Origin of the sequence: Bacteroides sp. MSK.18.37, from assembly GCF_019129155.2 — a bacterium.
GTDB classification, from domain to species: domain Bacteria; phylum Bacteroidota; class Bacteroidia; order Bacteroidales; family Bacteroidaceae; genus Bacteroides; species Bacteroides ovatus.
This window is the reverse complement of the sequence record NZ_JAHOIB020000001.1, coordinates 6536506-6557812: the sequence shown is the minus strand read 5'-3', so window position 1 is coordinate 6557812 and position 21307 is coordinate 6536506. Positions and strand designations below refer to the sequence as shown.

The following is a 21307-nucleotide window of genomic DNA, read 5'->3' as shown; positions in this document are numbered from 1 at the left end:
ATGACTATACGATTATGGATACAAAATTCTGCTTACCGGGATGGAGCGGCAGCACGCTGAAAGTCATCGCCATGGTTTCCATGGTGACAGACCACATTGCCCTCTATTTTTTGAAAGATGATACTTTCCTATACGGGGCGATGCGTTGCATGGGGCGTATCGCTTTCCCGGTGTTCGCTTTTCTGATAGCGGAAGGGTTCATACATACCCGGAACAGGATGCGGTATTTTCTGACATTGCTGGGCTTCGCCGCTGTCAGCGAACTGCCGTGGTGTCTGCTGAACGGGGCTGACGGCACGCACAACGTGATGTTTACGCTGGCTTTGGGTGTAACGGCTTTGGCAGCTTTTGAAGCATTGAAAAAGAGTGGCATCCTTTGTGGAACTGTTACCCTTCTGATTGCTCTCTTCGCTACATGGTCAGGAGTGGATTACGAGTGGCGGGGTATTCTGATGATTGTGATCTTCCATCTGTTTCAAAAGTGCAGAAACACTTTCCCTTCCCACTTATGTAGAATGGCTCAATTGCTTTTTACTTTTCCCTTGATGGTACACTATGGAATAATTGGCGCAATACTCGCCTGCACCGTTATTCTGTTTTATAATGGCAGAAGAGGATTTATACAAGGCAATGTGGCCAAGTATGGATTCTATGCTTTTTACCCAGCGCATCTGTTTATACTTGTCATCATTGTAAAATACCTAAATTTATAACAAACTGACATATAGATATTTTTCAAGATAAAATTCATGTTGTTTCATAAATACCGATTATTTCCACAAATCTTCACTTCTCCAATTTGGGCTGAATCCCATTGCAGCAATATCTATTGAGGGAAATTCGTTCAACAAGACTGATAGTTTTTCATTGAAGTTGTTATTTGGAGAAGCCGAAGCAAGAAAATACCGGATTATACACAAGCGATAGTAAATCCTTTTCTTATCCACATTTGAGGCATCAATCCATGCGTATGTGGTCTTACGTGGCTCGGCAGGATTCAACATGAAATCACGATTCCATACCCTTGCGTGGTGACAGCACATATTACGAAGATTGGCAAGCACCGTCAGCCAAGAAGTGAATACCTGTGGTTTCAACCCAAAATAACCGGCAATACGCTTCATCAGTTTGTTACTCGCTATATTTGAGTAAATATAGTTAAGGTTGCCGAATGAAAGCACTTCAGTTATCATCCATGCCGGAGGATAGTCTTCAATGTAATTCTGCCGAAAGTCCTCTATGTAATCTTCCTTACTCGATACCAACTCCTTTTCTATGATTGCCAAAGTCTGGTTGAACTTGTCAGGGTTAGCGAAGTATTCGGATTTGGTAATCCAATACTTATCACCTAATTCCTGACATCCTATATTGGCCAATACACTTCGTATAGCAACCTCTATCTTTTCAATTTCATTGAAAAGCAGAATGCGTAGTTTCTTGTCAAATCGGTACAAGGTCAGTATCTGCCGGAAAGATATGCCTTCCTTCAAGACCCTATCACTCTTTGGAATCCGATAAAAGGGGAAAATATATGCAGTAAGCCTATGATAACCAATATTCATCAAATAATTTTCCACTTTCTGATCATCGTCCATGAGCATACCACGGGATTTTAGAATTTGAGCAATCTCTGCCGGGGAAGAATATGGCTTGGCAAAACTTGTTTTCATATAGGTATAATAAAAAAACGACCCGCCGATTTGAGCATTGTAAAGAGGCTTGGCAGGTTCTAATGCTGCAAAGGTAATAAAACAATTTTGATTTGCAAAACATTTAATAGATTTCCATACGATAATCTGTTGATTTCATGCCTCTTGCCTGTACAAAAGTTATCTTGTCCTGCATAAGTTTCGCTTTTTACATTTTTGATTCATTCTTTTCTTAACTAAAGTTGTTTAAGTACACGAATAACGGAGTGTATATATCTGGGGTCTTCTGCATATCCAATTCTTTTGAGCCATAGCAGGTAATTGCCACCTTTATATTTGTATTGCACTTTCGTGTAATAAGCCCGGACACTCTCCGTCCAATGATTGAACTCATAGTATTTCCCTGTACGGGGATTGGTCAGGCCGAAAAGATTGTTCTTGTTGCGGCATACGGAAGAACGAAACCAACCCGTTTCGAGGATGGCCTGCGCCAGCACAATTTTCGGATGGCGAATACCGTTACGGAGAATTTCCTCATAGAGATTAGGGATAGTAAGTTCGGGCAGACATTTATCCGGTTTTATCTCTCTTATCTTTTGGGACGTGCTTTTGTCACTGTTTCGGCTTTTCCTATTACTTTTTACCTGACTGACACCGATCTGTTTTAATGTGTCTTTAACTGATACTTTTATCGAATCAATCTCATTATTTCCTTTATTATCAACATATTCAACCGCATCTTTTACAAAAGGCGGTGCAATTTCCGTCTCTTTTGTAACCGTATAGAACTGGGCTGATGCCGCTACCGGCATGAGTGTCAGCATGAATAGTGTCAGAATAGTGTTGCGCATTTCTGTTTCAGGGATTTGATGCGGATAATTTTGTGGCAATCAGACGGCCACGGCCGCAAAATTAACAGCTTAACAACAGTAAAATGGAAATGCACAACAGAAATCAACCCGAAATGCTGCCATACGAGAGACTGGCAGCACTGGGTATCGACCGGGAAAAGGCCGACCTTCTGCCACAGGAGGTGAAGGACAGGCTTGTTTCCGGCGAGGTCACACCGCTCATGCAGGTGTCGATAAGTACCCGAAATGGTGACGTGATCACGTTACCGCTCAAATTACAGATGACCGCTGACAAGAACGGCAATCCCGTACTCATGGCCTATCCTGTCCGTGCCGCTCTCGAAGCGGAGCGTAGCGGCATACTCCGCCTGACGGAACAAGAAGCCGCAAGACTGAACAAGGGTGAGGTGGTTCAGAAAGCCGTGGAAATTAACGGCGAGAAGACACGGCAGTATCTCCAGCTTGACCCCGAAACGAAGTCCGTCATACACCGACGGGTAACGGATGTTCAGATTGAACAGAAGCTGAAGGACATGGAGAAGGTGAACGACATCGAGCTGGGTACACAGCAGAAGCAGCAGGTACGTGAGGGAAAGCCCGTGGAGCTGAACGTGGGCGGTGAAAAGGTATCCGTCGGCGTGGACCTCAAAGAACCGCAGGGGTTCAAGGTGATACAGGGCGACCTGAAAGAATGGGAACGGCAGCAGAAACTCCGCTATGACGAACGGCATCCCGAATACCTCGGACTGGTGATGACGGACAAAAACCGCTGGGAATACCTGAAGGTGGTTGACCGTCAGTCGCAGGAGCGGGCATTGAAGTTCCATTCCTCCCCGAAAGAATCCAAGGGTCTCAAAATCTAAAATCAGTTTCCCATGGCCAAGAAAGAGAATACAGACAAGGATGCCACCCTTCTCGGAAAGTTTGACGCATTGAAGAAGAAGCACCCGGACGCGATGCTGCTTTTCCGCAACGGGGACTTCTATGAGCTGTACAGGGAGGATGCCGTCAAGGCTTCCGTACTGCTTGCCTTGAAGATTTCGGAGAAAATCATTCCCGGTGAGAAAGAGCCTGTCAAGCTGGCCGGGTTTCCCCATCATGCCCTGGACACGTATCTGCCCAAACTGATCCGTTCGGGGCAAAGGGTCGCCATCTGTGATGCGGTTGAAGACCCGAAGCTGATGAAGAAAGCGAAAACGCAAGAAGAAATAACTCCAAACAATGAAGCTATGGCAAAGAAAAAGAAAGAGAAGGCTACGCAGGAAGAGCCTGCCAAGACAGTGGGAAACGCTGCCGTGGAGAAACCTGCTGACGAGAAGAAGGACGAGACGAAAGTCGAAGCCGGGAAGGAGCGCAAGCCCCGTGAGCCGCAGATGGTGACGGCCAACGGTGAAAAAGTGACGCACGGCCATGCCTATCAGAGCAAGGACAACCCGGAGGACTGGTACTTCACCGCCAAGATTGACGGACAGCAGCTGAAACCGCAGAAAATGGATGCGGCCGACCTGGCAGCCTACCAGAAGAAAGAGATGACCGTACCCCAGCTGATGGAACGCTACTACCCGACCAAGCTCATGCCCAAAGTGCCCGAAGAGGCTTTCCGGATGCCCAAGTCGATTGACGGGCCGGAGGGCAGCGTCACGGTGGAGAAGTTCAACGTGTACAAGGAGAAGGACGAGCAGCGTCCCGATTACGGCAAGTACAAGTTCTATGCGCAGGTCGGTGACACCAAGATGTCGGCCGTCGCCTCCCGTCAGGACTTGAACGCCTACTTCGACCGGGTGATGACACCCGAGCAGCTGGTGGAGAGGAACTTCGGCGAGCGGCTGCACCTGAAATCCGCCTACGAGAAATACCGGCTGCCCGAAGGCATCGACCCCAAGGGTGTCCGTGTGGCCAAGGACCATGCCGACAACAAGTGGAAAGTGTCGGTGGACATGGGCGACAGGGGCAAGACCTCCCGGCATGAAATCTCCTTTGACGACGGCTATTCGCTCTTCAAGACCAAGACCGCCACACGGGAGCAGATAGCGGCCAAGTACCTGAACACGGAAATCACCGGTATGCTGGCGGGCAACACCGCCAGGGTGGAAAAATCAGCTTCCATGAAAATGTAACTGAATGAGAAAGAGTAATTAATAATTCATATCACATTAAAAACAGTAAACGATTATGTCAAAAGCAATGAGACACGAGGAGCTGGTGGAACTCCTCCAGGAAGGCAAGATAGGTTTCCTCCGCTTTGTCATGGAGGGAGAGAACGCACAGGACTACCTCGACTGGTGCCGTGCCCACGGTACGGACCCGTCGGACGAGTCGGCGGAGTTTTATGTCGAACAGACGGACACCAAAGGGATGGACCGCCAGCTAACGGACGACGAGGACTATGGCATATGGAACTAACTCACTGTCGTCATCGGGCGGTTCCGGCCAGGCAGCACTGGAACGGTTTACGGCAATGATGATCGAGCGTATGCAGCAGATGAAGGAAACCGGCTGGAAGAAAGGCTGGATAGGCGGCGAATCGGGCTATGCCGGGCTGCCGCAGAACGTGGGAGGACGCAACTACTCCGGTTCCAACTCTTTCTTCCTGCAATTGCACACGGCCGCCATGGGGTATCAGCTCCCGGTCTATCTGACCTTCAAGCAGGCCCATAACCTGAAAGCCCATGTCCTGAAAGGCGAGAAAGCCTTCCCCGTGGTGTACTGGGACATGTTGGTAAAGGACAGGGACGGCAGGCGCATCAGCTCCGACGAGTACCGTGCCATGACGAAGGAGGAACGGCAGAGGCTGGAGGCCATCCCGTTCGTCAAGTCCTTCCCTGTCTATAACGTGGCGCAGACCAACCTGGCCGAAATACAGCCGGAAAGGATGCAGAAACTCCTTGACAGGTTCAAGGTGCCCGAACTTCGGGACACGGAGGGAATGTACGCCCATGCCGCCCTCGACCGCATGGTGCAGACGCAGCAGTGGCTCTGCCCGATACAGGCGGACAAACGTGTGGACGGGGCTTTCTACTCTCCCTCGCAGGACCGCATCGTGGTGCCTATGAAGGCGCAGTTTAACATCGGCAGCATGCCGGAGGAGACTTACCGGGGAGGCATGGAGTATTATTCCACCATGCTGCACGAAATGACGCACTCCACCATGACACCCGAACGGCTCAACCGTGAAACGGGCGGACGCTTCGGCGATCCGAAGTACGCCAAGGAGGAGCTGGTGGCCGAACTCACGGCTGCCATGATCAGCCACTCCATGGGCTTTGACTCCAAAGTGACCGACAACTCCGCTGCCTATCTGGACTCGTGGATAGGCACGCTGAAACAGGAACCGAAATTCATCGTCTCCGTCATGGCGGACGTGAACAGGGCTTCGGACCTGATTCTCGACCACGTGGACAAGCAGCGGCTGGCACTCGGCGAGCAGCCGTACCTGGCCAAGAACGACCCGCTGGCTCCGTTGGATGCCGGTGAGGAAGTACCTTTCAAGAATGCGGCCATCGTCAAGACACGCTCCGGTGACTATGCCATCCGCGCCTCCTACGACGGGGTGGAACTGGGACTGAAGAAAGTGTCGAAAGACACCGCTAAAACCTTCTTCCAGCTCACCGACATGAAGGACAAGGCGGCGTTCCTGAACATGACAGCACGCAAGACCTACGGGCCGGAACTGGCGGTCATGCAGCGCACGCAGAAAGCCGGTACGGGAATCAGCATTTAACAAGAATATGAATATCACCGTAATACGGACGGACTTATGACGGACTACAAGGTAAACTTCAAGGAACTGAAATCCCGTGTGGGCATTGACGACATCGCATACGCCCTGGGCTACCGTCTGGACCGCAAGGCCGGTGTGGGAAGGTACATCGAGCTGGTGCTGGGCGAAGACAGGGACAGGCGTGACACCATCATCGTCAGCCACCCGAACAACAAGGCGGCGCAGACGTTCTTCCGCAGGGACGGCTCGAAAGGCGATGTGGTCACGCTCATACGGGAGAACCTTTCCTCCTTCACGGTGTCGGGCAAGGACGAGTGGCAGAAAATCGCCAAGGTCATGGCACGCTTTGCCAACATGCCCGAACCCGAATACCGGGAAGACCGCGAGTATGTGAAATCCGCCATGCACACTGCCGTATTTGACAGTTCACGGTATGAAGTGAAGCCTGTCGATACGGAGAAGACACCGGGACTGTTCGCCCTCAGGGGCATCTCCGCCGAGACTGTCAGGGCGCTTTCTCCGTTCGTCTGCCTCATACGGGACCGCCGGAACGGCAAGTTCGACGGCTACAACATCGGCTTTCCCTACACGGACGCACGGGGTGATGAAGTCAGGGGCTACGAGATACGGGGGCACAGCGGCTACAAGTCCAAGGCGGCCGGCACCGATTCCTCCTCCTCGGCATGGGTGGCCGACCTGACGGGCGGCAACCATGAGGCGGTCCGGAGCGTGTTCTTCTGTGAGTCCGCTTTCGATGCGATGGCATTCTACCAGGTGAACCGGGCACGGCTAAATGCGGAAGTGGCACTGGTGTCGCTCGGCGGCACGTTCTCGGACAGGCAGATAACCGGTGTCATGGAGCGTTTTCCCCATGCCCGTGCCTTCGACTGTTTCGACAACGACCTTGCCGGGCGCATCTACGGGCTTCGCATGATGGCTCTGCTGGAAAATATCCCGATGAAAATCCATAAGGCGGAGGACGGCATACGGATAGAGGCGAAAGGAAAATCCTTCGTATTGGACACGGAACGTTCCCTGACGGCACAGGCCGGCGAGTGTCTGGGCATCCGCTACCGCATGGGACAGTGGCCACCGCCAAAGGCTTTCAAGGACTGGAACGACTGCCTGATGAACAGGCCTTTACAACCAGTCCTTTCCCCCAACAAGGATGACCGGGAACGGAAGCTGGCCGAATATCGGAATACTGGACTTAAAATGTAAGGTATATGGAATCATTGAAAATGAAACTGAAAATAATCGCCGTCATTTGCGGTTGCATGACAGGAAATCTGCCGGTATTCGCCCAGCAGACCGACCCGGCACTGACTGGGGCGGTCATCGCGCAGACAGCCGAGCTAAAAAGCATCCACAAGAAGCGCAAGGAAAGGCAGGAGAAAATCATTGCGGCAGAGACCGCTGTAACAGTGGCCCTCGACCGGGTACATAATGTAGAGAACAAGATGCTGGAATACCTTTCCAACGCCCAGGGTGCGGTACAGAACCTGTACCAGATCAAACGTGCAGGGGAACTGGTGACGACGGAAATCCCCAGGAACTGCGACCTGCTTCTGAAATCGGTGGGCGGCAACCTGAAAGGAACTGCCATCGCCGCACTGGTGTCGGACGAGCTGGCGGATGCCGCCACACAGATGGCTGCGCTCTACCCGTTCATGAAACAGCTCGTGACATCGGGAAGCTATGATGTGGGCGGCACGGACGGCAAGAACGGGAAGCACAAGGTGAACCTGTTGAGTTCCTCCGAACGCTACTACATCGCCAACGAGGTGGTGACGAGGCTGGAGGCCATCAACACCGACCTGTTCATTCTGGCATGGCAGGTGCGTACGCTCTCGTGGAACGACCTCTGGTTCTCGCTCGACCCGGAAGGCTGGGCAAGCGTGATGTCCGGCAAGAACATTGTCGGCGGCATCGTGGCCGAATGGAACCGGGGTTTCTGAAAAGACAAAAAAATAACAACGTAACATCAACAATCATGGAAACTGAAAAAAGAATCATCGGACGCTGCCCCCTGTGCGGCAGTAGCGTAGTAAAGACCTGCAAGGGCTACCGCTGCGAGCACAACATCGGGGAACGGCCGTCCTGCGTGCTGAACATCAACGGCATCATCGGCAACCGCAAGATGAACGATGCGGAAATCACGGAACTGCTGGAGAAACGGCATGTCCTGTTGGACGGCTTCACCTCCAAGGAGGGCAAGGCGTTCCCGACCGTGCTGGAGCTGGCGGACGACGGCAGCGTGCTGATGCAGCCGTTCATCGGCAAATGCCCGCACTGCGGCGGAGAGATACGTGTCGGGAGCCGGGCGTTCAACTGCTCCAACTACAACAACGAATCCGCACCGTGTTCATTCTCCATCTGGAGGAACATCGGCGGACACCAACTGACATTGGCGGAAGCCAGGGAACTATGCGAGAAAGGTATCACTTCTACTGAACTGGAAATGTATCGTGAGGACGGCACCGTGTACCGCAAGCGGCTCGGAGTGTCTCCCGACAAACTTCAAATCATCAAGGTATGAGACAGGGGACGTTGTTGATTGTGATACTGATTACCGGTATCCTATTCTGGGGCAGTGTGTTCTATTTCATGTTCCGGCCAGACAACCCCGGCAAGAGAGCCGTGGAGGTGGCGGAGCTTGCGCTGAAAGCCTCGGTGGACAATCCCGAATCCGTCAGGATCATCGGTATCAGCAAGGCGGATTCCGTCTTCGGCAGGGAGTACGTGAGCACGGAGGAAAAGATGGCACTCTCCATGGCGATGATGAAAATCAACGAAAAAGTAATGAAAGAGACGAATGGGCTGGAGAATTTTAACCCGGACAACAGGGATATGGCCGGGCTGATGGAGCGGCAGATGGAAGCCATGGCCGTCCTGCGGTCGCTCACAATTCCCGGTGGTCAGAACGGCAAGACCCTAAAACCTTTCAACGGGTGGAAAGTCAAGATTGAGTTCGAGGCGAAAACGGCGGAAGGAAAACCCTACCGCTCCGAATACTGGTTCATTCTCGACAAGGAGGCCCATTGCGTAATCAAGTCGTTTGAAATACCGCTGGTTTAAGCATACTTTAATTTTATGTACCCTTTCAGAGTCCCGGCACGTCGGTGTCGGGATTTTTTTTATGCCGTCATTTATTGAATCCGAAATAATCGGGACATGGCGATGTCCCTGTCTGCCTCAAGGCTTGGCGCATCCGAGGATTTTCCGATACAAAATAACGGAGGGCCGTGGCGGCGGCAAACACCGCTATGCTTGGCCGCACGGAAAACGGCCGGCAGCCTTCCGCAATTTGTGCCAAATTGGGTATTCCGTCCGCTTTCCGCTTGCCATGTCCGCCTTTTGCCACTTTAAGCCCTCCGTGTGGGTAAGTATCGTAAAAATCCCCCGGATGCGAGAAGCCGTAAGGCTTCAGACAAGAGGGAAAAGAATTAAGAATTACATAAATATATTAAAATTATGTTCAGCACTATTTTTCAACTCAGCAACAGACCGATAGAAAAAAGGGAGTATATCGGCATCGAACACGTGGGACAGGGTGATATGGTCTATATGGACTACACCTGTGAAATCGACAGCGAAGACCGCAAAAGGGAAATTATGAACCTTGCAGAGCGCATTTTGCCCGAGGGTATGTTTACCCTCAATGCGGACGAGACGCTGACCTATAACGGGGGCTTCACGGAGTGGCGAAAGACTTATCTTGACCTTATCCGCAAACGGACGGACGCACTCACCGAGAAGAACATCATGGAATGGGCAGGGACTGTCTACCACCTTCAGAAAGCCATTCTCAATCCGCTCGCCACGGACTGCCTTTTCATCACGGAGTTTTGTGACGAACACGGAACTGCTGAACGGTCAAGGGAACTCATGCGGTTGGTTGAAACACTTGCAGCAGGGGAAAAACTATATATCGGGGCGGTAATCGGCTATCGTTTTTAACACTTAAAACAGAAATATCATGAAAGGAACGGAACATTTCAAGGAAATCATCAGGAACTATCTTGACAAGAGGGCAAAAGAGGACGAACTCTTCCGTGCCAAATACGAGACCACGACACGCACCATTGATGATGTGGTCACGTTCATACTCAACGAAGTGCAGAAATCCGGCTGTTGTGGCTTTGCGGACGAGGAAATCTATTCCATGGCAGTCCATGCGATAGACGAGCCGACACTGGACATCGGCAAGCCAATAAACTGCTCGGTCGTTGTCAATCACCACATTGAACTGACCGAGGAGGAAAAGGCGGAACAACGAGCCATTGCGCTCAAACGCTACCAGGACGAGGAAATGCGCAAGTTGCAGCAACGCAACTCCAAGCCCAAGGCTGCAAAGAAGCCCGAGCCCAAACAACCCGAACTCTCACTTTTTGATTTTTGAGCCATGAAACCGAGAACGAAATTTGAAAAGACGGTGGCAGCCTCCAACGAGGGGCTGTCCGCCATCAGCCCGAAAGCCGTGGAGTGGGCTGTCAAAAACGTGGTATCGCATATTGCTTTCCGTACTTCCGGCCACAAATGCACGTGCAGCGATTGCGGAGGGAAGTTTGACTACAAGGGAAAGGGAAAGTTTATACGTTGCCACCATTGCGGACACCGCTTGCAGGTGACGGACACGATGAAACGGAAATGCAGGGAGACAAGCTATTTTTCTACCCTTGAAGCCGTTGACGGGTTGCAGGTGCAGCGTGTGTTCCTGCTGAATGTCTGTTACAGGAAAGGCGAGCCGATGAAAAATACCTGTTGGGAGGTATGCCGTCTGTGGCTTGGTGAGGACGGAAAGACTGCCGTCACTTCAAGGGCGAGGACGATAGGCTATTATCAGGACAGCTTCAACTGGATGACCGATATTGAGTTAAGGCAAATGTCCGATGTGCATTGGGTTATCTCAAACACGTATGTCTATCCCCGTTATTCAGCCACGGCAGGACTGAGACGCAACGGCATGAGAGGCAGGCTTCCCGACTGCCACCCCATGCGTCTTGCAAAGGCTCTTTTGTCAGACCACCGCATCGAAACCATGATGAAAGCCAAAGACCGCAAGGCGGTTGCCTATTTCGTCAGCAATACGTTCGAACTGGACAGGTGCTGGCAGTCGTACAAGGTTGCCTCACGGCATCATTACCGGCCTGTTGATTACGGAACGTGGTGCGACACCGTCCGACTACTTGAACGGTGCGGAAAGGACACACGAAGCCCGAGGTATATCTGCCCGATAAACCTCAAAGCCGAGCATGACAGGTGGCTGGCCAAAGTAAACGGCATGGAAGAGAGGCGCAGAAACAGGGAGCGTATGCAGAGAGCCAAGGAGCATGAGACCGAGTTTTACAGGGACAAGTCCTGTTTCTTCGGGATTGTCATCAGCGACAGCGACATTGAGATTTCCGTGCTTGACTCCATTGAAGCCTACAAGGAGGAGGGAGAGCACATGCACCATTGCGTGTTCCAGTGTGAATACTATGCAAAGGCTGACAGTATTATCCTTTCTGCACACGACCGACAAGGAAACCGCATTGAGACCGTGGAGTTCTCATTGAAAGAGGGAAAGGTGATACAGAGCCGTGGAGTGTGCAACTCCAACACGGAATACCACGACCGGATTGTCAAATTGGTCAATGATAACGCACACCGCTTCCTGGAGGCAAGAAAAACAGCATGATTTCTGATATATGTTCCGAACCCCGTTCTACGCTGGGAAGCGTGGAACGGAGTGCCTTTGCATCATAACCAGGAATGCCAATTATCGCAAGACTTCTTGATGTATCGTGCAGTAGTGGTATTACCATAACACTTTATAATTGTGCGAAGATTACCCAATATATATTCTGCTTCGGCTTTAGCTTCCTCAGACTGGAACATTTCCAAAGCCTTTTTAATTTCTGCCTGATAGATTTCTTCTGTTTTTTTATGCCCGACAGAATGCTTGTAATCGTATAGGATGTCATCATAACCTTTTATATAATCAATTGACCAATAATCCAATCGAGGCTCAAACAAGCCGATATATTCTCCACGCCAATATTGGGTTAAAGCCCAACACTCTTCAAAAGAATTACGACGGCCTATGGCATATTTTAACCGTGCCATACCTCGTATGTCGGCAGTCTTTCCGTATTTCATCTGGTCTTGCAATTCCAACATTCTTTTGGCAAACCTGTATTTAATTCTTTGGGAGTCTTGCAATGGTTTATTGACAGTTTGTGCCTCCCATTCCCATTCTCCGCTTTTAGACCATCTGTCCGGATAAGCATAGAAAGGATTCCGATTAAGATAGCCTCCCTTATATACATTCATGGCTTGCAAATATTCATCAGAAACACTGGCAAAATATCCGACAGCCCTTTGATAGTTTTCCTCACGGAGGGCAAGAGTTCCTATAAGTTCATTGAAATAGTCTGAATCGTGCCGGATATACTTTTTCAGATAAGTAAACAATTTATTTTCAGAAGCAATACCCCGCTTCACGTCTATAAGTTGACTGGACGAAAGAGACCCCATCAACTGAAAAGAAAGAGAACTGTAATCTTGCGTATTCCAAAATCGTTCACTTCTTCTCATTTCTTCAATTGTCTGTGTTTGGGTAGCTCCTCCCCAAAAAGCGCATGTATAATCTGTCTCTATTTCATCATGGCGTTGCTTGGTGGCAAGCAGATTGTCTGCATAACCGCATAGTAATATAGCTGTAGTATAGTCCTTATTATTCCACAAGTTCGGAATCAGGCTGGCATAAACTATGTTCTGCATCATTCTGTTCCATTCCACAGCATCTGGCAAAAATATGTCAATCTTTGATTCCATCCATTTCAAATCAGACAAAAGTGATGAATTATCATCGTTCTCTGCATCTATCTTCATGCGATAGGCACGGGCATGGTCGTGTAAATCGTCTGATGAAAACGTGTGCCGCAAAGCCTTACGGATATACTGCGAGGCTTTGCGACTGTCAGAGTAAAACTCTCCGTACATATATGCCAAAGCAAACTCCCAGTCACCACGATTGTTTACTTTCTTCTTGCTTAGCACATTTTCTGCAACAGATTTTATTGCACAAAACTCGGCAGAATCATTTGAGATAGTCTGGATGTATGATAATAATTCCGGGTTGTCTGGATTGCGTTCTGCCATGAACGCAACAGGATTGTCGGTTTTGATAGAATAAAAATCACCAGATTGGGCGAAATATTCATTTGCCATATCAACATTTCCCAGCCGGTACCAACATCCGGCTACATACCCCTGTGCCATACGCTTGAACAGGTTGTCATCAGAAATTTCCTGAAAAGCCTCATTGAAATATGCCACACATTTATCGTAACAACGTGAAGCAAAAAGTGCCCGTACCACTTGCAAGGCATAACGGTCCTTGATGCGGGTTCCGGTGTAACTCTTGCACTTGTCAATTATATCCTGGAAATCACCTGTTACATCACTTGAATCTCTGGATGATGGGTAGTACCACGGTGAATTGATTTCATTTCTGCGTTTTTCCAACTCTTTGGCTGTACTCAAAAAATCAGCTAATTCCGAATCGTGAGTATTTTTCAGATAGATATAGAATAAATTATCCGTGCTTACACTTTCGTCATAACTGAACATTATATCATTGACTGTATCACTGTTATCTTTATATACCGCCTGCTCAATGTCGTTTAATGGTATTCTTTCAGAAGTCAGTTTTTGCCACAACCGCAAGTTCTCCTGCTTGTAAAAGTCTTTAGTAAGCAAGCCGTCCCAATTGGATGTGAAGAACTTGGGTGTTGGTATTATCGGAGGATACGGACCGCAAGCATTGGCATGGAATGATACGGAAAATACTATTATTACTATGCTACTTAACTTCAGAAGTAGAGAGTATTTTTTTGATTTCATCGTCTGTATATTTTGAGAGATTGCGTAAATCGAAATGATATAAAATATTACTGTACGAATTATTGGATAGCTCTTGCTCTATCATGGACTTTACGCTTATTATGTCCTGATATTTGGAGGTTTCTACTCTAATCTCGTCTCCTTTCCAGATTATCATTTCTTTATAAGGAGTATCTTCAAGACATTGGTAAGTATGATGATTCTTAGTGTTTTTGAACTTAGTGGAATCTTGTACGTTTATCCCATTCAACAGACCGACAAACTGGCGTTTATGAAACAACAACTGCCATGAATAGGTGGAATAGGCTACATCAAGGTGCAATGGATAATCACTCAGATATTTCAGATATGGCTTTATATCTTTGGGGTCTAAGATGGAATTTACCGCATCCGGGTCACTGAAATCTCCGGTATTATAAACCATCAGCACACCGTAATCAACCGGTGGAACCTTCTGTGCCAGTTGATGTAGTCTGATTGTCGAACTAAGAGTCCAAGTTAGGTCCTGCTTGCGGATTTCATATCGGACAGAATCACATAACGCAAAAAACGAACGTTCAGTAGAAGTTGTCCAATCACAATCCAGTTGCAATCCGGACACGTTTGACAATCCGTTATATGAACACATATTCTTGACACGCGTCACGATATTTTTGGCCAACTGCCCTTCATGTCCTTTTGCATCTTTCATCGCATCCAATGTAATATACACCACAGGAACAAATTCTATAAAACCCAAAGAATCGTTATATATATAAATATAATAAGTCTCTTCCGGAATCCTCATAGTGGCATTTGGAACAGTACGGTTTCCGTCAATCGTACCAACGTTATCAACCGACACATCAAACATACGCAAATAAATACGTCCGATATCGTGCTTGCGCATGAATGCGAAATCGGACGAATCCGGTGCAAATACTGTTTTCCAATAATACACACTATTTTTCTCTTCATGAGAAAAATCTGTTTTATTTACATGGCGACAACTACCGAGTATTGCAAATAAAGCGAGAAATAAGAGAAGGTGTTTCATGTACTCAAATGATTGATTATTTTAATTGTACATTTATCTCGCTGCCCATTGAAATACTTGTCTATAATTCGGGCAAAGACTTCATCAGGCGAAACGATGTCAAAGAGCGTCATGCAGGAACAGAGTTTACGGCTGTCAATGCCTCCGAATACTTCAACGGCATCATTGGTAGAAAGATGAAGTATTGTTTCTGAAACCTCTCTCAGCCGTTGGGCGAGAACCGGATTCCCTAAATATGCAGTAGCTTCCTCTATTCCGGATATTCCATAAAACTTTGAGTTAAAAGAATACCCGAGCTGTTTGAGTTGCGGAAAGATATACCACATCCAATGCCCTCGTTTCCTGCCTCCCTGCAACTCTTTGAGAGCTATAGGATATATCAAATCTTGTGCTTCTATAAAGCGTTGAAGATTATACTTGTCTTGCTCCATATTTTCTTTGGATAATTATTTTTTTAACAAAAAATCAAGAATAGCTTTACCTATCTTTCGTTCTAATCCAGCCTTTGATGTTGGAACACCTGTTTGCCGGGCAATTTTCTGTTTTATCTGTGTTATACCAAGTGCACGCCTGATGGAAAATGAAAAACCACGTATTTTCATCATATATACCCATTTAAGTCAGTTTTTAACTACTATTACCTCAGCCAACCGAAGTAAACGGCCATTCCGACGATAACCAGCTTTTTCTATCGAAATAATGGTGTTATTGGGTTTAGTTGAGTCTGGTTCAGTATCTTCAACTTGGCAATCTTCGAGTGTTGCAAGACCATCTGGAAATAGAATTTCATTAACATTATTTTTATTCAAGATTTCCAAAAGTTTCTTTTTTGATGTTGCAAATCTCTTACGTGCTTTTTGAATGTCTTCATTTTCAGAATACTGTTCTGCCAAACGTCGATCAGCTTTATCAAAAGCATCAATAACGCTAAGTAAATCTTTGAATATGGAATCTAGTTCCGTTTCTTTTTCATTTTCGAGATCTTCTATTTTATGTTTCTGTTCAAGAATAATACGCTGAAAATCTTGTATTTTATTTTCTATTTCAGAACGACATAATTCTATATCTGTTATAATCTTATTAGATGTTTTCATTTTTGTCATTTTTATAAAGAATCGTATTTGTCTATGTTCAACTTATCCACAGTAAGTCCTGTTGATTTTAATGTAGGTTCTATTGGTGTTATATTTTTCCGCTTCGGAAATATCGGAAACGTAAAATCTGCAGCCAAACGAGACGCTGGCTTTGATAATATAGCACGAGCTTCCGCAATTTCACGTGTTGAATAAATACGATTACGCATAGCAACAGCAACAGCACGCATTATTTCTTGATTTGTTGCATCTTGAGATACTCCCAATATTGTATATGGATTCTTCATTTTATCTTAAATCTTTTAAATAATCTAATCCTTTTTTTAGTGCTTGACCTTGCTCATTTAATGACCAAGGATTATTTTGTATTGCACTTCGAGCATTGTAAGGAAGTTGATTCCAAATCATAGTATAAGCTTCGCCTATTTCTGAGTTCTGAGTTTTGAATGTTGGACTCATATTCAATTTCAGGGAATCTAGAACAGCTTCCACCTTTGTTTTTCCATATTTATCAGGAATAACATATTCCATAATACACATCGGAATTAAAGTTGCTAAGTTTTTGCATACCGGAACATTGCTTTTGTTATTCTTGTAGATATTATATACTTTCTGAAGCGCATCACATTTATTTATCGTATTATTATTAACCTGATCAACAATTTGACTTAATTCTATTTGGACTTTTATTATTGAAATTTTAGCTGTAGTTGCTGTAAATTGATTTTGAATCGTAGAAGATTTTCTTCCAATTTTTGTTTTCAACATATTGAATCTATTTTCATTAGAAGAGAATAGTAATACTAACATTTCTTCAGGAACCTCTCCATTACCTTTCAGAGATTTTACAACAACAGGATCAAATTCACGTGTAGCAGCTAAAGTATTGTCCAATACAGTAAGATTTTCTTCATCACCGTCTGATATATAATTATGGATGAGTGCTTCGACTATATTTTCAAGATTACGTTTCAAATGGGGATTACATTTACAGAAATTATATATTTCAAAAAGTATAGGTGCTCCTTTTGCCAATGTCTGAGTCTTGTTATTAAGAGCTTTGACAACTTGTTGATTAATATAATTAGAAAATATAAAGGCCAATGTATCATCATCTATATTCTTAACTACTATTCCATATTCAGAATAAAATTTGAAGTATTCTATATTTTGTGATATATCATTATTAATAGCAGTAGTAACAGATGAAATCAGATTATTTTTAAGACCGTCAAATTCCTTAATTTGCGAGATCCGCATTTGAGAGAACGAACGTTCTATCTCTTGTTTCCGCTCAATAGATGTAATCGCAGTGTTTAAGGAATCCAAAGCAGAAGCATAGTTATTAAAATCTCCATTGTTTAGCCCATAAAGACATCCTATTTCAAGAATCATTTCCCAATTTCCATAATGCCCTTCAGCCTCTATCTCAAGTGCTTTTGATACATCATTTTTATAGGTATTCGAGATCTCTAGCATATATGGTGCTACTAGTTCACAAGGCTCATCAAGTTCTTGTCCCGCAAGTTTATCCATTGCTTCAAGTTGGGATGAAAAAAAGTGTTGGTATTCAAGATTGTCTTGAATAGCTGTTTCCATTCTTGACAGTAGAGTCTTTTGTACTTCAAGAATAGAAATTACATTATTATCAGAAGGCGTTTCATAATTAACATTATCTGGCAGACCTTCTTTATTATAATCAAGTTGACCTAATGCAGATTCTAAAGTAAACGTGTATGGATCATCCCAAGAAGTATAATTTAACGACTCAACAAAAATTTTTTGCTGATAAATTGTAGTTGCCCAAATAGCGAGTAATTCTTTATAATTAGATTTTGTCAATAATCCATTTTCAGCCGCATTTAGACTCATAATAGCAATATTACGTAAAGCGATAGGATCTGATAAATATGTGGAATCATGAACTTTCAATCCATTTATACATTGGAGATAATTACCTTGCTGATAGAATTTTTCAATGGCATAAAGTCTTATTGATTCTTTGAGAATATTGCTTTTCTGTGTTGAGACCTGAACAATCAAGCTAATATCACTCAATGTTTTAGATAAAGATTGTCCAAAAGCAATAGCTTCTTCCGGAGTTAATTCAGATTGATTAAGTTTACAGATTCGTTGATTCAACTCATCAAGAATACGCTGTTGAGTATTAATACGTTCTTCTTGACATATTTGAGCTATCTCATTGTCCGTTTTAAGGATTCGCACATTTATTTCTTCTGCTTTTTCCATCAAACCTTGAGATATAAGATATATACACCAGCGATACGCTAAATCTTGCTGGTATTTTTTATTTTTATTTGTTGAAAGCAAATTGTCAATCTCATCTTTATCGGCATCTAATAATAGTTGTCGATCTTTAAGTTTGCAAATAAAAATTCTAGCCATTATATCAGAATATTTTCCTGATAAACTAATGATTCGATTATAGTCTTCTATTGCCTTATCATATACTTTATTCTTTTCGCATTCTTTTGCTCTAATTAAAAGTCTCTTACTTAGAATAGATAAAATTTCTTTTTGTAAATCTTTTTTATTATTTGAACTACATAGAGATTCTAATTCAGAGTGTAAGTTTGTAAGATTTGAAATAGCGTCATCATTATCTGTTGAAGAAATGATCAAACATTTTATGGAAACATATTTAGACCATAAATTATCGTATGTAGCCGAATCACCATCTGCCCCTTCTGCGATAATACTAAGAATTTTAGAGGCAATTTCTTCAGAACCATCTTTATTTTGTATTAACTCCAAATATAGTGACGCATAAGTATCGAACCATGACAAGCTATTATCACGGAGTAAATACAACAGTTCTATTGCACGAATTTGATCAGTTACATATATTTCTTTCGCAAGTTCAATTATCCTTTTTTGAATCTCAGGTAATAAAGTTTCATAAACAGCTTTATTAAATAATTTATCATGAGTGTTTTTAATAGTTAGCGCTTCTCGAAGTTTCTTTTCTCTGTATTCAGAATCTGGACTTTTTACAGCTTCGTCAATTGATATTTTAGCAATAAGAATTTCAGCTAAATCACTATGAGCTATTAGAGAAGATGAAATATTCCTTGCAAATTTGGAATCATAACATCCACTATCTATATAGTCATTAAGATAGTCTGCTTCGGCTCCATATAAACTGTTAGCTTTAATTTTTGTGAGACCTCTTTCTATTATTTCTACCCGTTTACGGCTTTTATTTTTTGCAACTTTGGCCAATCTAAGTATTTGGGTTTCATAATTAGATTTTACATTTTTACCTTTTCCAAGTAAAATTTCCAATGTCGAAACAATAAACTCTACATTCTCTAATTTTGACAATTCTTCCACATAACACATTAAACTAGAGTTATTTGAAAGAAATGTTTTATCGGAAGTTATAATCAGAGTTGCAAAATGAGTTTTACTATCATTAGACCCATTTGAAAGAACAGTTTTTATAAGATTATTATCCGAAGTAAATCCCCAGGCCTTATTAAATAGAACTTCAGCTTGTGTTTGTTGATTGGTAGTTATTAATCTTGACAATTCTGAGATTACGACAGATATATATTTTTTCTTATGCGTTGAATATGGGATAAATGGCTCTAAAGTACTTACTAATACAGAATTGTCATTTCCAAGACATTTATAAAGTGTTTCAGACTCAATAGAATCAGCCTTAGAATTAGCTGAAGTATATAACTTCAAAGCCGAATCTGCATAAATTTTACGAGCTTTAACCGATTTCTCTATTAACAGCTGACTTATAAGCAAAGCGGCAATGTAATCTTTTTGTTCCAATAACGTATTTGCCAGTTCTAACCTTTTATTTGTAAAAGTATTTAGAGTGGCATCTGACAACCGATAAACAGTTTTAATATCCTTAAATAATACATCTAATTGTTTAACTGATTCTTTTGTAATGTTATCTTGGGCAATTATATCGAAGCGAACATTTGAATATAATTCATAAAAATCTTTAGAAGTTAAATAAGGTCTAATTAAAAGACACAATTTTTTGCTCTTTTCTAAATTTGCTTTTTGTGCATAATATTTCTGAGCTTCGATCAGAATTGACTCTGACAAAGAATATAGCAGCGAACTATCATTTGTAAAAGTTTGCAAATTGTCAATATAGTCATTTTCAAGAACAAACTTAACAGTAGAAGTCACAAACGGATTGAGTAATTCGCAAATACCTTTACTATATAATGCTTGGTAATAATTTATGCGTAATCGAACATTATTATTTACTTCAAGACTTCTTGCAAAATCAACACATTCTTTTTTTAATGAATGATGATTTTCATATAGTGATGCAACGTCCGATACTCTTTTGCTATCTCCTTGATATATAATTGAATGATAAATAGAAAGTAATTCAGAAGGTGCATCAGGATGATAATTGAGAATTTCTTTGAAAATCTCAATTGCTTGTTCACTCTTTCCTTCCCTAAGGATTTCTTTTGCCTTTTGAAATTTGTGATTATAATATTTATCTTTAATCCAAGAAACTAGTCCCATTATTTTTCTGATACTTTTAGCGAATCGCCTTCGTGCAAAACTGTTTCTGCATTCAAGTTATTCAATTTGACAATCTCAATATACCTTGCTTCTGTTCCATATAGCTGTTTACTTATCTTGCAAAAACTATCACCTTTTTTTACTACATAAGTACGAATACTTTCGAATGTTTTTTCCTGCTGTTCTGACTGTGCAACAATTTTCTTTTTTAAAGACATAATGCTGTCATTTAATATAGAATTTTGTTTTTGCAATTCTATTATTTGCTTATTCGCAGATAATTCATTAATTTGTTTTTCTCGAATATACAGAGATACACATCCGATAGCAGAGATAAATACCAAAACACTTACAAGGGATATTAAATAATTATACCTTTTAGTGTTTGTTGAGTTACCTATACTTTTTTCTGATAAGTCTGACAATCTATGATATACAGACAAATCAGACCCGCAACAAGGGCATACCACATCTTCCTTGTGGAAGTCTGGTATGCCATTTTTACCGCAAATTGGACATTTTATTGAATCTTTCAT

The 21307-nt window shown here is 44.0% G+C and carries 22 protein-coding genes; 12 read left to right on the top strand and 10 right to left on the bottom strand.

What is annotated here, in order from left to right; genetic code table 11:
* Positions 1 to 14: 14 nt before the first annotated feature.
* Complete coding sequence (locus KSX81_RS25565; RefSeq protein ID WP_217725949.1) at positions 15 to 713, top strand: TraX family protein; 699 nt, start codon at positions 15 to 17, stop codon at positions 711 to 713.
* A gap of 57 nt (positions 714 to 770) precedes the next feature.
* Here KSX81_RS25565 and KSX81_RS25560 read toward each other — a convergent pair whose 3' ends face one another.
* Both KSX81_RS25560 and KSX81_RS25555 read right to left on the bottom strand, forming a co-directional pair.
* On the bottom strand, positions 771 to 1670 hold the full coding sequence (locus KSX81_RS25560) for an Abi family protein (protein ID WP_075318832.1): 900 nt from the start codon (positions 1668 to 1670) through the stop codon (positions 771 to 773).
* A 215-nt stretch (positions 1671 to 1885) separates the two neighbouring features.
* The gene (locus KSX81_RS25555; RefSeq protein ID WP_217725948.1) at positions 1886 to 2500 is read right to left on the bottom strand and encodes a glucosaminidase domain-containing protein; all 615 of its coding nucleotides are present in this window, start codon (positions 2498 to 2500) and stop codon (positions 1886 to 1888) included.
* An 83-nt stretch (positions 2501 to 2583) separates the two neighbouring features.
* On the opposite strand from KSX81_RS25555, the gene KSX81_RS25550 reads away from it, so the two are divergent.
* The 11 genes from KSX81_RS25550 to KSX81_RS25500 all read left to right on the top strand — a co-directional run bounded on the left by KSX81_RS25550 (position 2584) and on the right by KSX81_RS25500 (position 11901).
* Positions 2584 to 3363: a DUF4099 domain-containing protein gene (locus KSX81_RS25550; RefSeq protein ID WP_217725947.1), complete on the top strand. Its 780-nt coding sequence runs from the start codon at positions 2584 to 2586 to the stop codon at positions 3361 to 3363.
* Between the two features lie 12 nt (positions 3364 to 3375).
* Positions 3376 to 4617: a DNA mismatch repair protein MutS gene (locus KSX81_RS25545; protein WP_217725946.1), complete on the top strand. Its 1242-nt coding sequence runs from the start codon at positions 3376 to 3378 to the stop codon at positions 4615 to 4617.
* A gap of 55 nt (positions 4618 to 4672) precedes the next feature.
* The gene (locus KSX81_RS25540; protein ID WP_217725945.1) at positions 4673 to 4903 is read left to right on the top strand and encodes a hypothetical protein; all 231 of its coding nucleotides are present in this window, start codon (positions 4673 to 4675) and stop codon (positions 4901 to 4903) included.
* Positions 4887 to 6221 carry an ArdC family protein gene (locus KSX81_RS25535; protein ID WP_217725944.1) on the top strand — a complete coding sequence of 445 codons (1335 nt, stop codon included), beginning with the start codon at positions 4887 to 4889 and terminating at the stop codon, positions 6219 to 6221. Before KSX81_RS25540 ends, KSX81_RS25535 begins: the two co-directional genes overlap by 17 nt.
* 36 nt (positions 6222 to 6257) lie before the next feature.
* Positions 6258 to 7442 (top strand): DUF3991 and TOPRIM domain-containing protein, encoded by a 1185-nt coding sequence (locus KSX81_RS25530; protein WP_217725943.1) that lies wholly within the window; start codon positions 6258 to 6260, stop codon positions 7440 to 7442.
* A 20-nt stretch (positions 7443 to 7462) separates the two neighbouring features.
* Positions 7463 to 8179 (top strand): hypothetical protein, encoded by a 717-nt coding sequence (locus KSX81_RS25525; protein WP_410492458.1) that lies wholly within the window; start codon positions 7463 to 7465, stop codon positions 8177 to 8179.
* Positions 8180 to 8214: 35 nt separating this feature from the next.
* A complete protein-coding gene (locus tag KSX81_RS25520; RefSeq protein ID WP_217725941.1) occupies positions 8215 to 8760 on the top strand; it encodes a topoisomerase C-terminal repeat-containing protein in 546 nt (181 codons plus the stop codon).
* On the top strand, positions 8757 to 9299 hold the full coding sequence (locus KSX81_RS25515) for a hypothetical protein (protein ID WP_217725940.1): 543 nt from the start codon (positions 8757 to 8759) through the stop codon (positions 9297 to 9299). The genes KSX81_RS25520 and KSX81_RS25515 overlap by 4 nt, the downstream gene beginning before the upstream one ends.
* Before the next feature lie 396 nt (positions 9300 to 9695).
* The gene (locus tag KSX81_RS25510) at positions 9696 to 10181 is read left to right on the top strand and encodes a hypothetical protein (RefSeq protein ID WP_217725939.1); all 486 of its coding nucleotides are present in this window, start codon (positions 9696 to 9698) and stop codon (positions 10179 to 10181) included.
* Between the two features lie 19 nt (positions 10182 to 10200).
* Complete coding sequence (locus KSX81_RS25505) at positions 10201 to 10623, top strand: PcfK-like family protein (RefSeq protein WP_022163543.1); 423 nt, start codon at positions 10201 to 10203, stop codon at positions 10621 to 10623.
* A gap of 3 nt (positions 10624 to 10626) precedes the next feature.
* Complete coding sequence (locus KSX81_RS25500) at positions 10627 to 11901, top strand: PcfJ domain-containing protein (RefSeq protein WP_217725938.1); 1275 nt, start codon at positions 10627 to 10629, stop codon at positions 11899 to 11901.
* 62 nt (positions 11902 to 11963) lie between these two features.
* Here KSX81_RS25500 and KSX81_RS25495 read toward each other — a convergent pair whose 3' ends face one another.
* Genes KSX81_RS25495 through KSX81_RS25460 form a run of 8 tightly spaced genes read right to left on the bottom strand, consistent with a single transcriptional unit; the run spans position 11964 to position 21307 of the window.
* Positions 11964 to 14111 (bottom strand): hypothetical protein, encoded by a 2148-nt coding sequence (locus KSX81_RS25495; protein ID WP_217725937.1) that lies wholly within the window; start codon positions 14109 to 14111, stop codon positions 11964 to 11966.
* Positions 14071 to 15147: a hypothetical protein gene (locus KSX81_RS25490; RefSeq protein ID WP_217725936.1), complete on the bottom strand. Its 1077-nt coding sequence runs from the start codon at positions 15145 to 15147 to the stop codon at positions 14071 to 14073. The genes KSX81_RS25495 and KSX81_RS25490 overlap by 41 nt, the downstream gene beginning before the upstream one ends.
* A complete protein-coding gene (locus KSX81_RS25485; protein ID WP_217725935.1) occupies positions 15144 to 15578 on the bottom strand; it encodes a DUF1810 domain-containing protein in 435 nt (144 codons plus the stop codon). Before KSX81_RS25485 ends, KSX81_RS25490 begins: the two co-directional genes overlap by 4 nt.
* Before the next feature lie 15 nt (positions 15579 to 15593).
* Positions 15594 to 15752, bottom strand: coding sequence for a hypothetical protein (locus tag KSX81_RS25480; RefSeq protein ID WP_217725934.1), 159 nt, complete (start codon positions 15750 to 15752; stop codon positions 15594 to 15596).
* Between the two features lie 15 nt (positions 15753 to 15767).
* On the bottom strand, positions 15768 to 16241 hold the full coding sequence (locus tag KSX81_RS25475) for a nucleotide exchange factor GrpE (protein ID WP_217725933.1): 474 nt from the start codon (positions 16239 to 16241) through the stop codon (positions 15768 to 15770).
* A gap of 11 nt (positions 16242 to 16252) precedes the next feature.
* A complete protein-coding gene (locus tag KSX81_RS25470) occupies positions 16253 to 16528 on the bottom strand; it encodes a J domain-containing protein (protein WP_217725932.1) in 276 nt (91 codons plus the stop codon).
* Position 16529: 1 nt separating this feature from the next.
* Complete coding sequence (locus KSX81_RS25465; protein WP_217731680.1) at positions 16530 to 20771, bottom strand: hypothetical protein; 4242 nt, start codon at positions 20769 to 20771, stop codon at positions 16530 to 16532.
* On the bottom strand, positions 20771 to 21307 hold the full coding sequence (locus tag KSX81_RS25460; RefSeq protein ID WP_217725704.1) for a LysM peptidoglycan-binding domain-containing protein: 537 nt from the start codon (positions 21305 to 21307) through the stop codon (positions 20771 to 20773). Before KSX81_RS25460 ends, KSX81_RS25465 begins: the two co-directional genes overlap by 1 nt.

Coding starts and splice junctions, on each gene's coding strand:
- KSX81_RS25565 (WP_217725949.1), top strand. CDS start 15: ATGGATACAAAATTCTGCTTACCGGGATGGAGCGGCAGCACGCTGAAA.
- KSX81_RS25560 (WP_075318832.1), bottom strand. CDS start 1,670: ATGAAAACAAGTTTTGCCAAGCCATATTCTTCCCCGGCAGAGATTGCT.
- KSX81_RS25555 (WP_217725948.1), bottom strand. CDS start 2,500: ATGCGCAACACTATTCTGACACTATTCATGCTGACACTCATGCCGGTA.
- KSX81_RS25550 (WP_217725947.1), top strand. CDS start 2,584: ATGGAAATGCACAACAGAAATCAACCCGAAATGCTGCCATACGAGAGA.
- KSX81_RS25545 (WP_217725946.1), top strand. CDS start 3,376: ATGGCCAAGAAAGAGAATACAGACAAGGATGCCACCCTTCTCGGAAAG.
- KSX81_RS25540 (WP_217725945.1), top strand. CDS start 4,673: ATGTCAAAAGCAATGAGACACGAGGAGCTGGTGGAACTCCTCCAGGAA.
- KSX81_RS25535 (WP_217725944.1), top strand. CDS start 4,887: ATGGCATATGGAACTAACTCACTGTCGTCATCGGGCGGTTCCGGCCAG.
- KSX81_RS25530 (WP_217725943.1), top strand. CDS start 6,258: ATGACGGACTACAAGGTAAACTTCAAGGAACTGAAATCCCGTGTGGGC.
- KSX81_RS25525 (WP_410492458.1), top strand. CDS start 7,463: ATGAAACTGAAAATAATCGCCGTCATTTGCGGTTGCATGACAGGAAAT.
- KSX81_RS25520 (WP_217725941.1), top strand. CDS start 8,215: ATGGAAACTGAAAAAAGAATCATCGGACGCTGCCCCCTGTGCGGCAGT.
- KSX81_RS25515 (WP_217725940.1), top strand. CDS start 8,757: ATGAGACAGGGGACGTTGTTGATTGTGATACTGATTACCGGTATCCTA.
- KSX81_RS25510 (WP_217725939.1), top strand. CDS start 9,696: ATGTTCAGCACTATTTTTCAACTCAGCAACAGACCGATAGAAAAAAGG.
- KSX81_RS25505 (WP_022163543.1), top strand. CDS start 10,201: ATGAAAGGAACGGAACATTTCAAGGAAATCATCAGGAACTATCTTGAC.
- KSX81_RS25500 (WP_217725938.1), top strand. CDS start 10,627: ATGAAACCGAGAACGAAATTTGAAAAGACGGTGGCAGCCTCCAACGAG.
- KSX81_RS25495 (WP_217725937.1), bottom strand. CDS start 14,111: ATGAAATCAAAAAAATACTCTCTACTTCTGAAGTTAAGTAGCATAGTA.
- KSX81_RS25490 (WP_217725936.1), bottom strand. CDS start 15,147: ATGAAACACCTTCTCTTATTTCTCGCTTTATTTGCAATACTCGGTAGT.
- KSX81_RS25485 (WP_217725935.1), bottom strand. CDS start 15,578: ATGGAGCAAGACAAGTATAATCTTCAACGCTTTATAGAAGCACAAGAT.
- KSX81_RS25480 (WP_217725934.1), bottom strand. CDS start 15,752: ATGATGAAAATACGTGGTTTTTCATTTTCCATCAGGCGTGCACTTGGT.
- KSX81_RS25475 (WP_217725933.1), bottom strand. CDS start 16,241: ATGAAAACATCTAATAAGATTATAACAGATATAGAATTATGTCGTTCT.
- KSX81_RS25470 (WP_217725932.1), bottom strand. CDS start 16,528: ATGAAGAATCCATATACAATATTGGGAGTATCTCAAGATGCAACAAAT.
- KSX81_RS25465 (WP_217731680.1), bottom strand. CDS start 20,771: ATGGGACTAGTTTCTTGGATTAAAGATAAATATTATAATCACAAATTT.
- KSX81_RS25460 (WP_217725704.1), bottom strand. CDS start 21,307: ATGAAAGATTCAATAAAATGTCCAATTTGCGGTAAAAATGGCATACCA.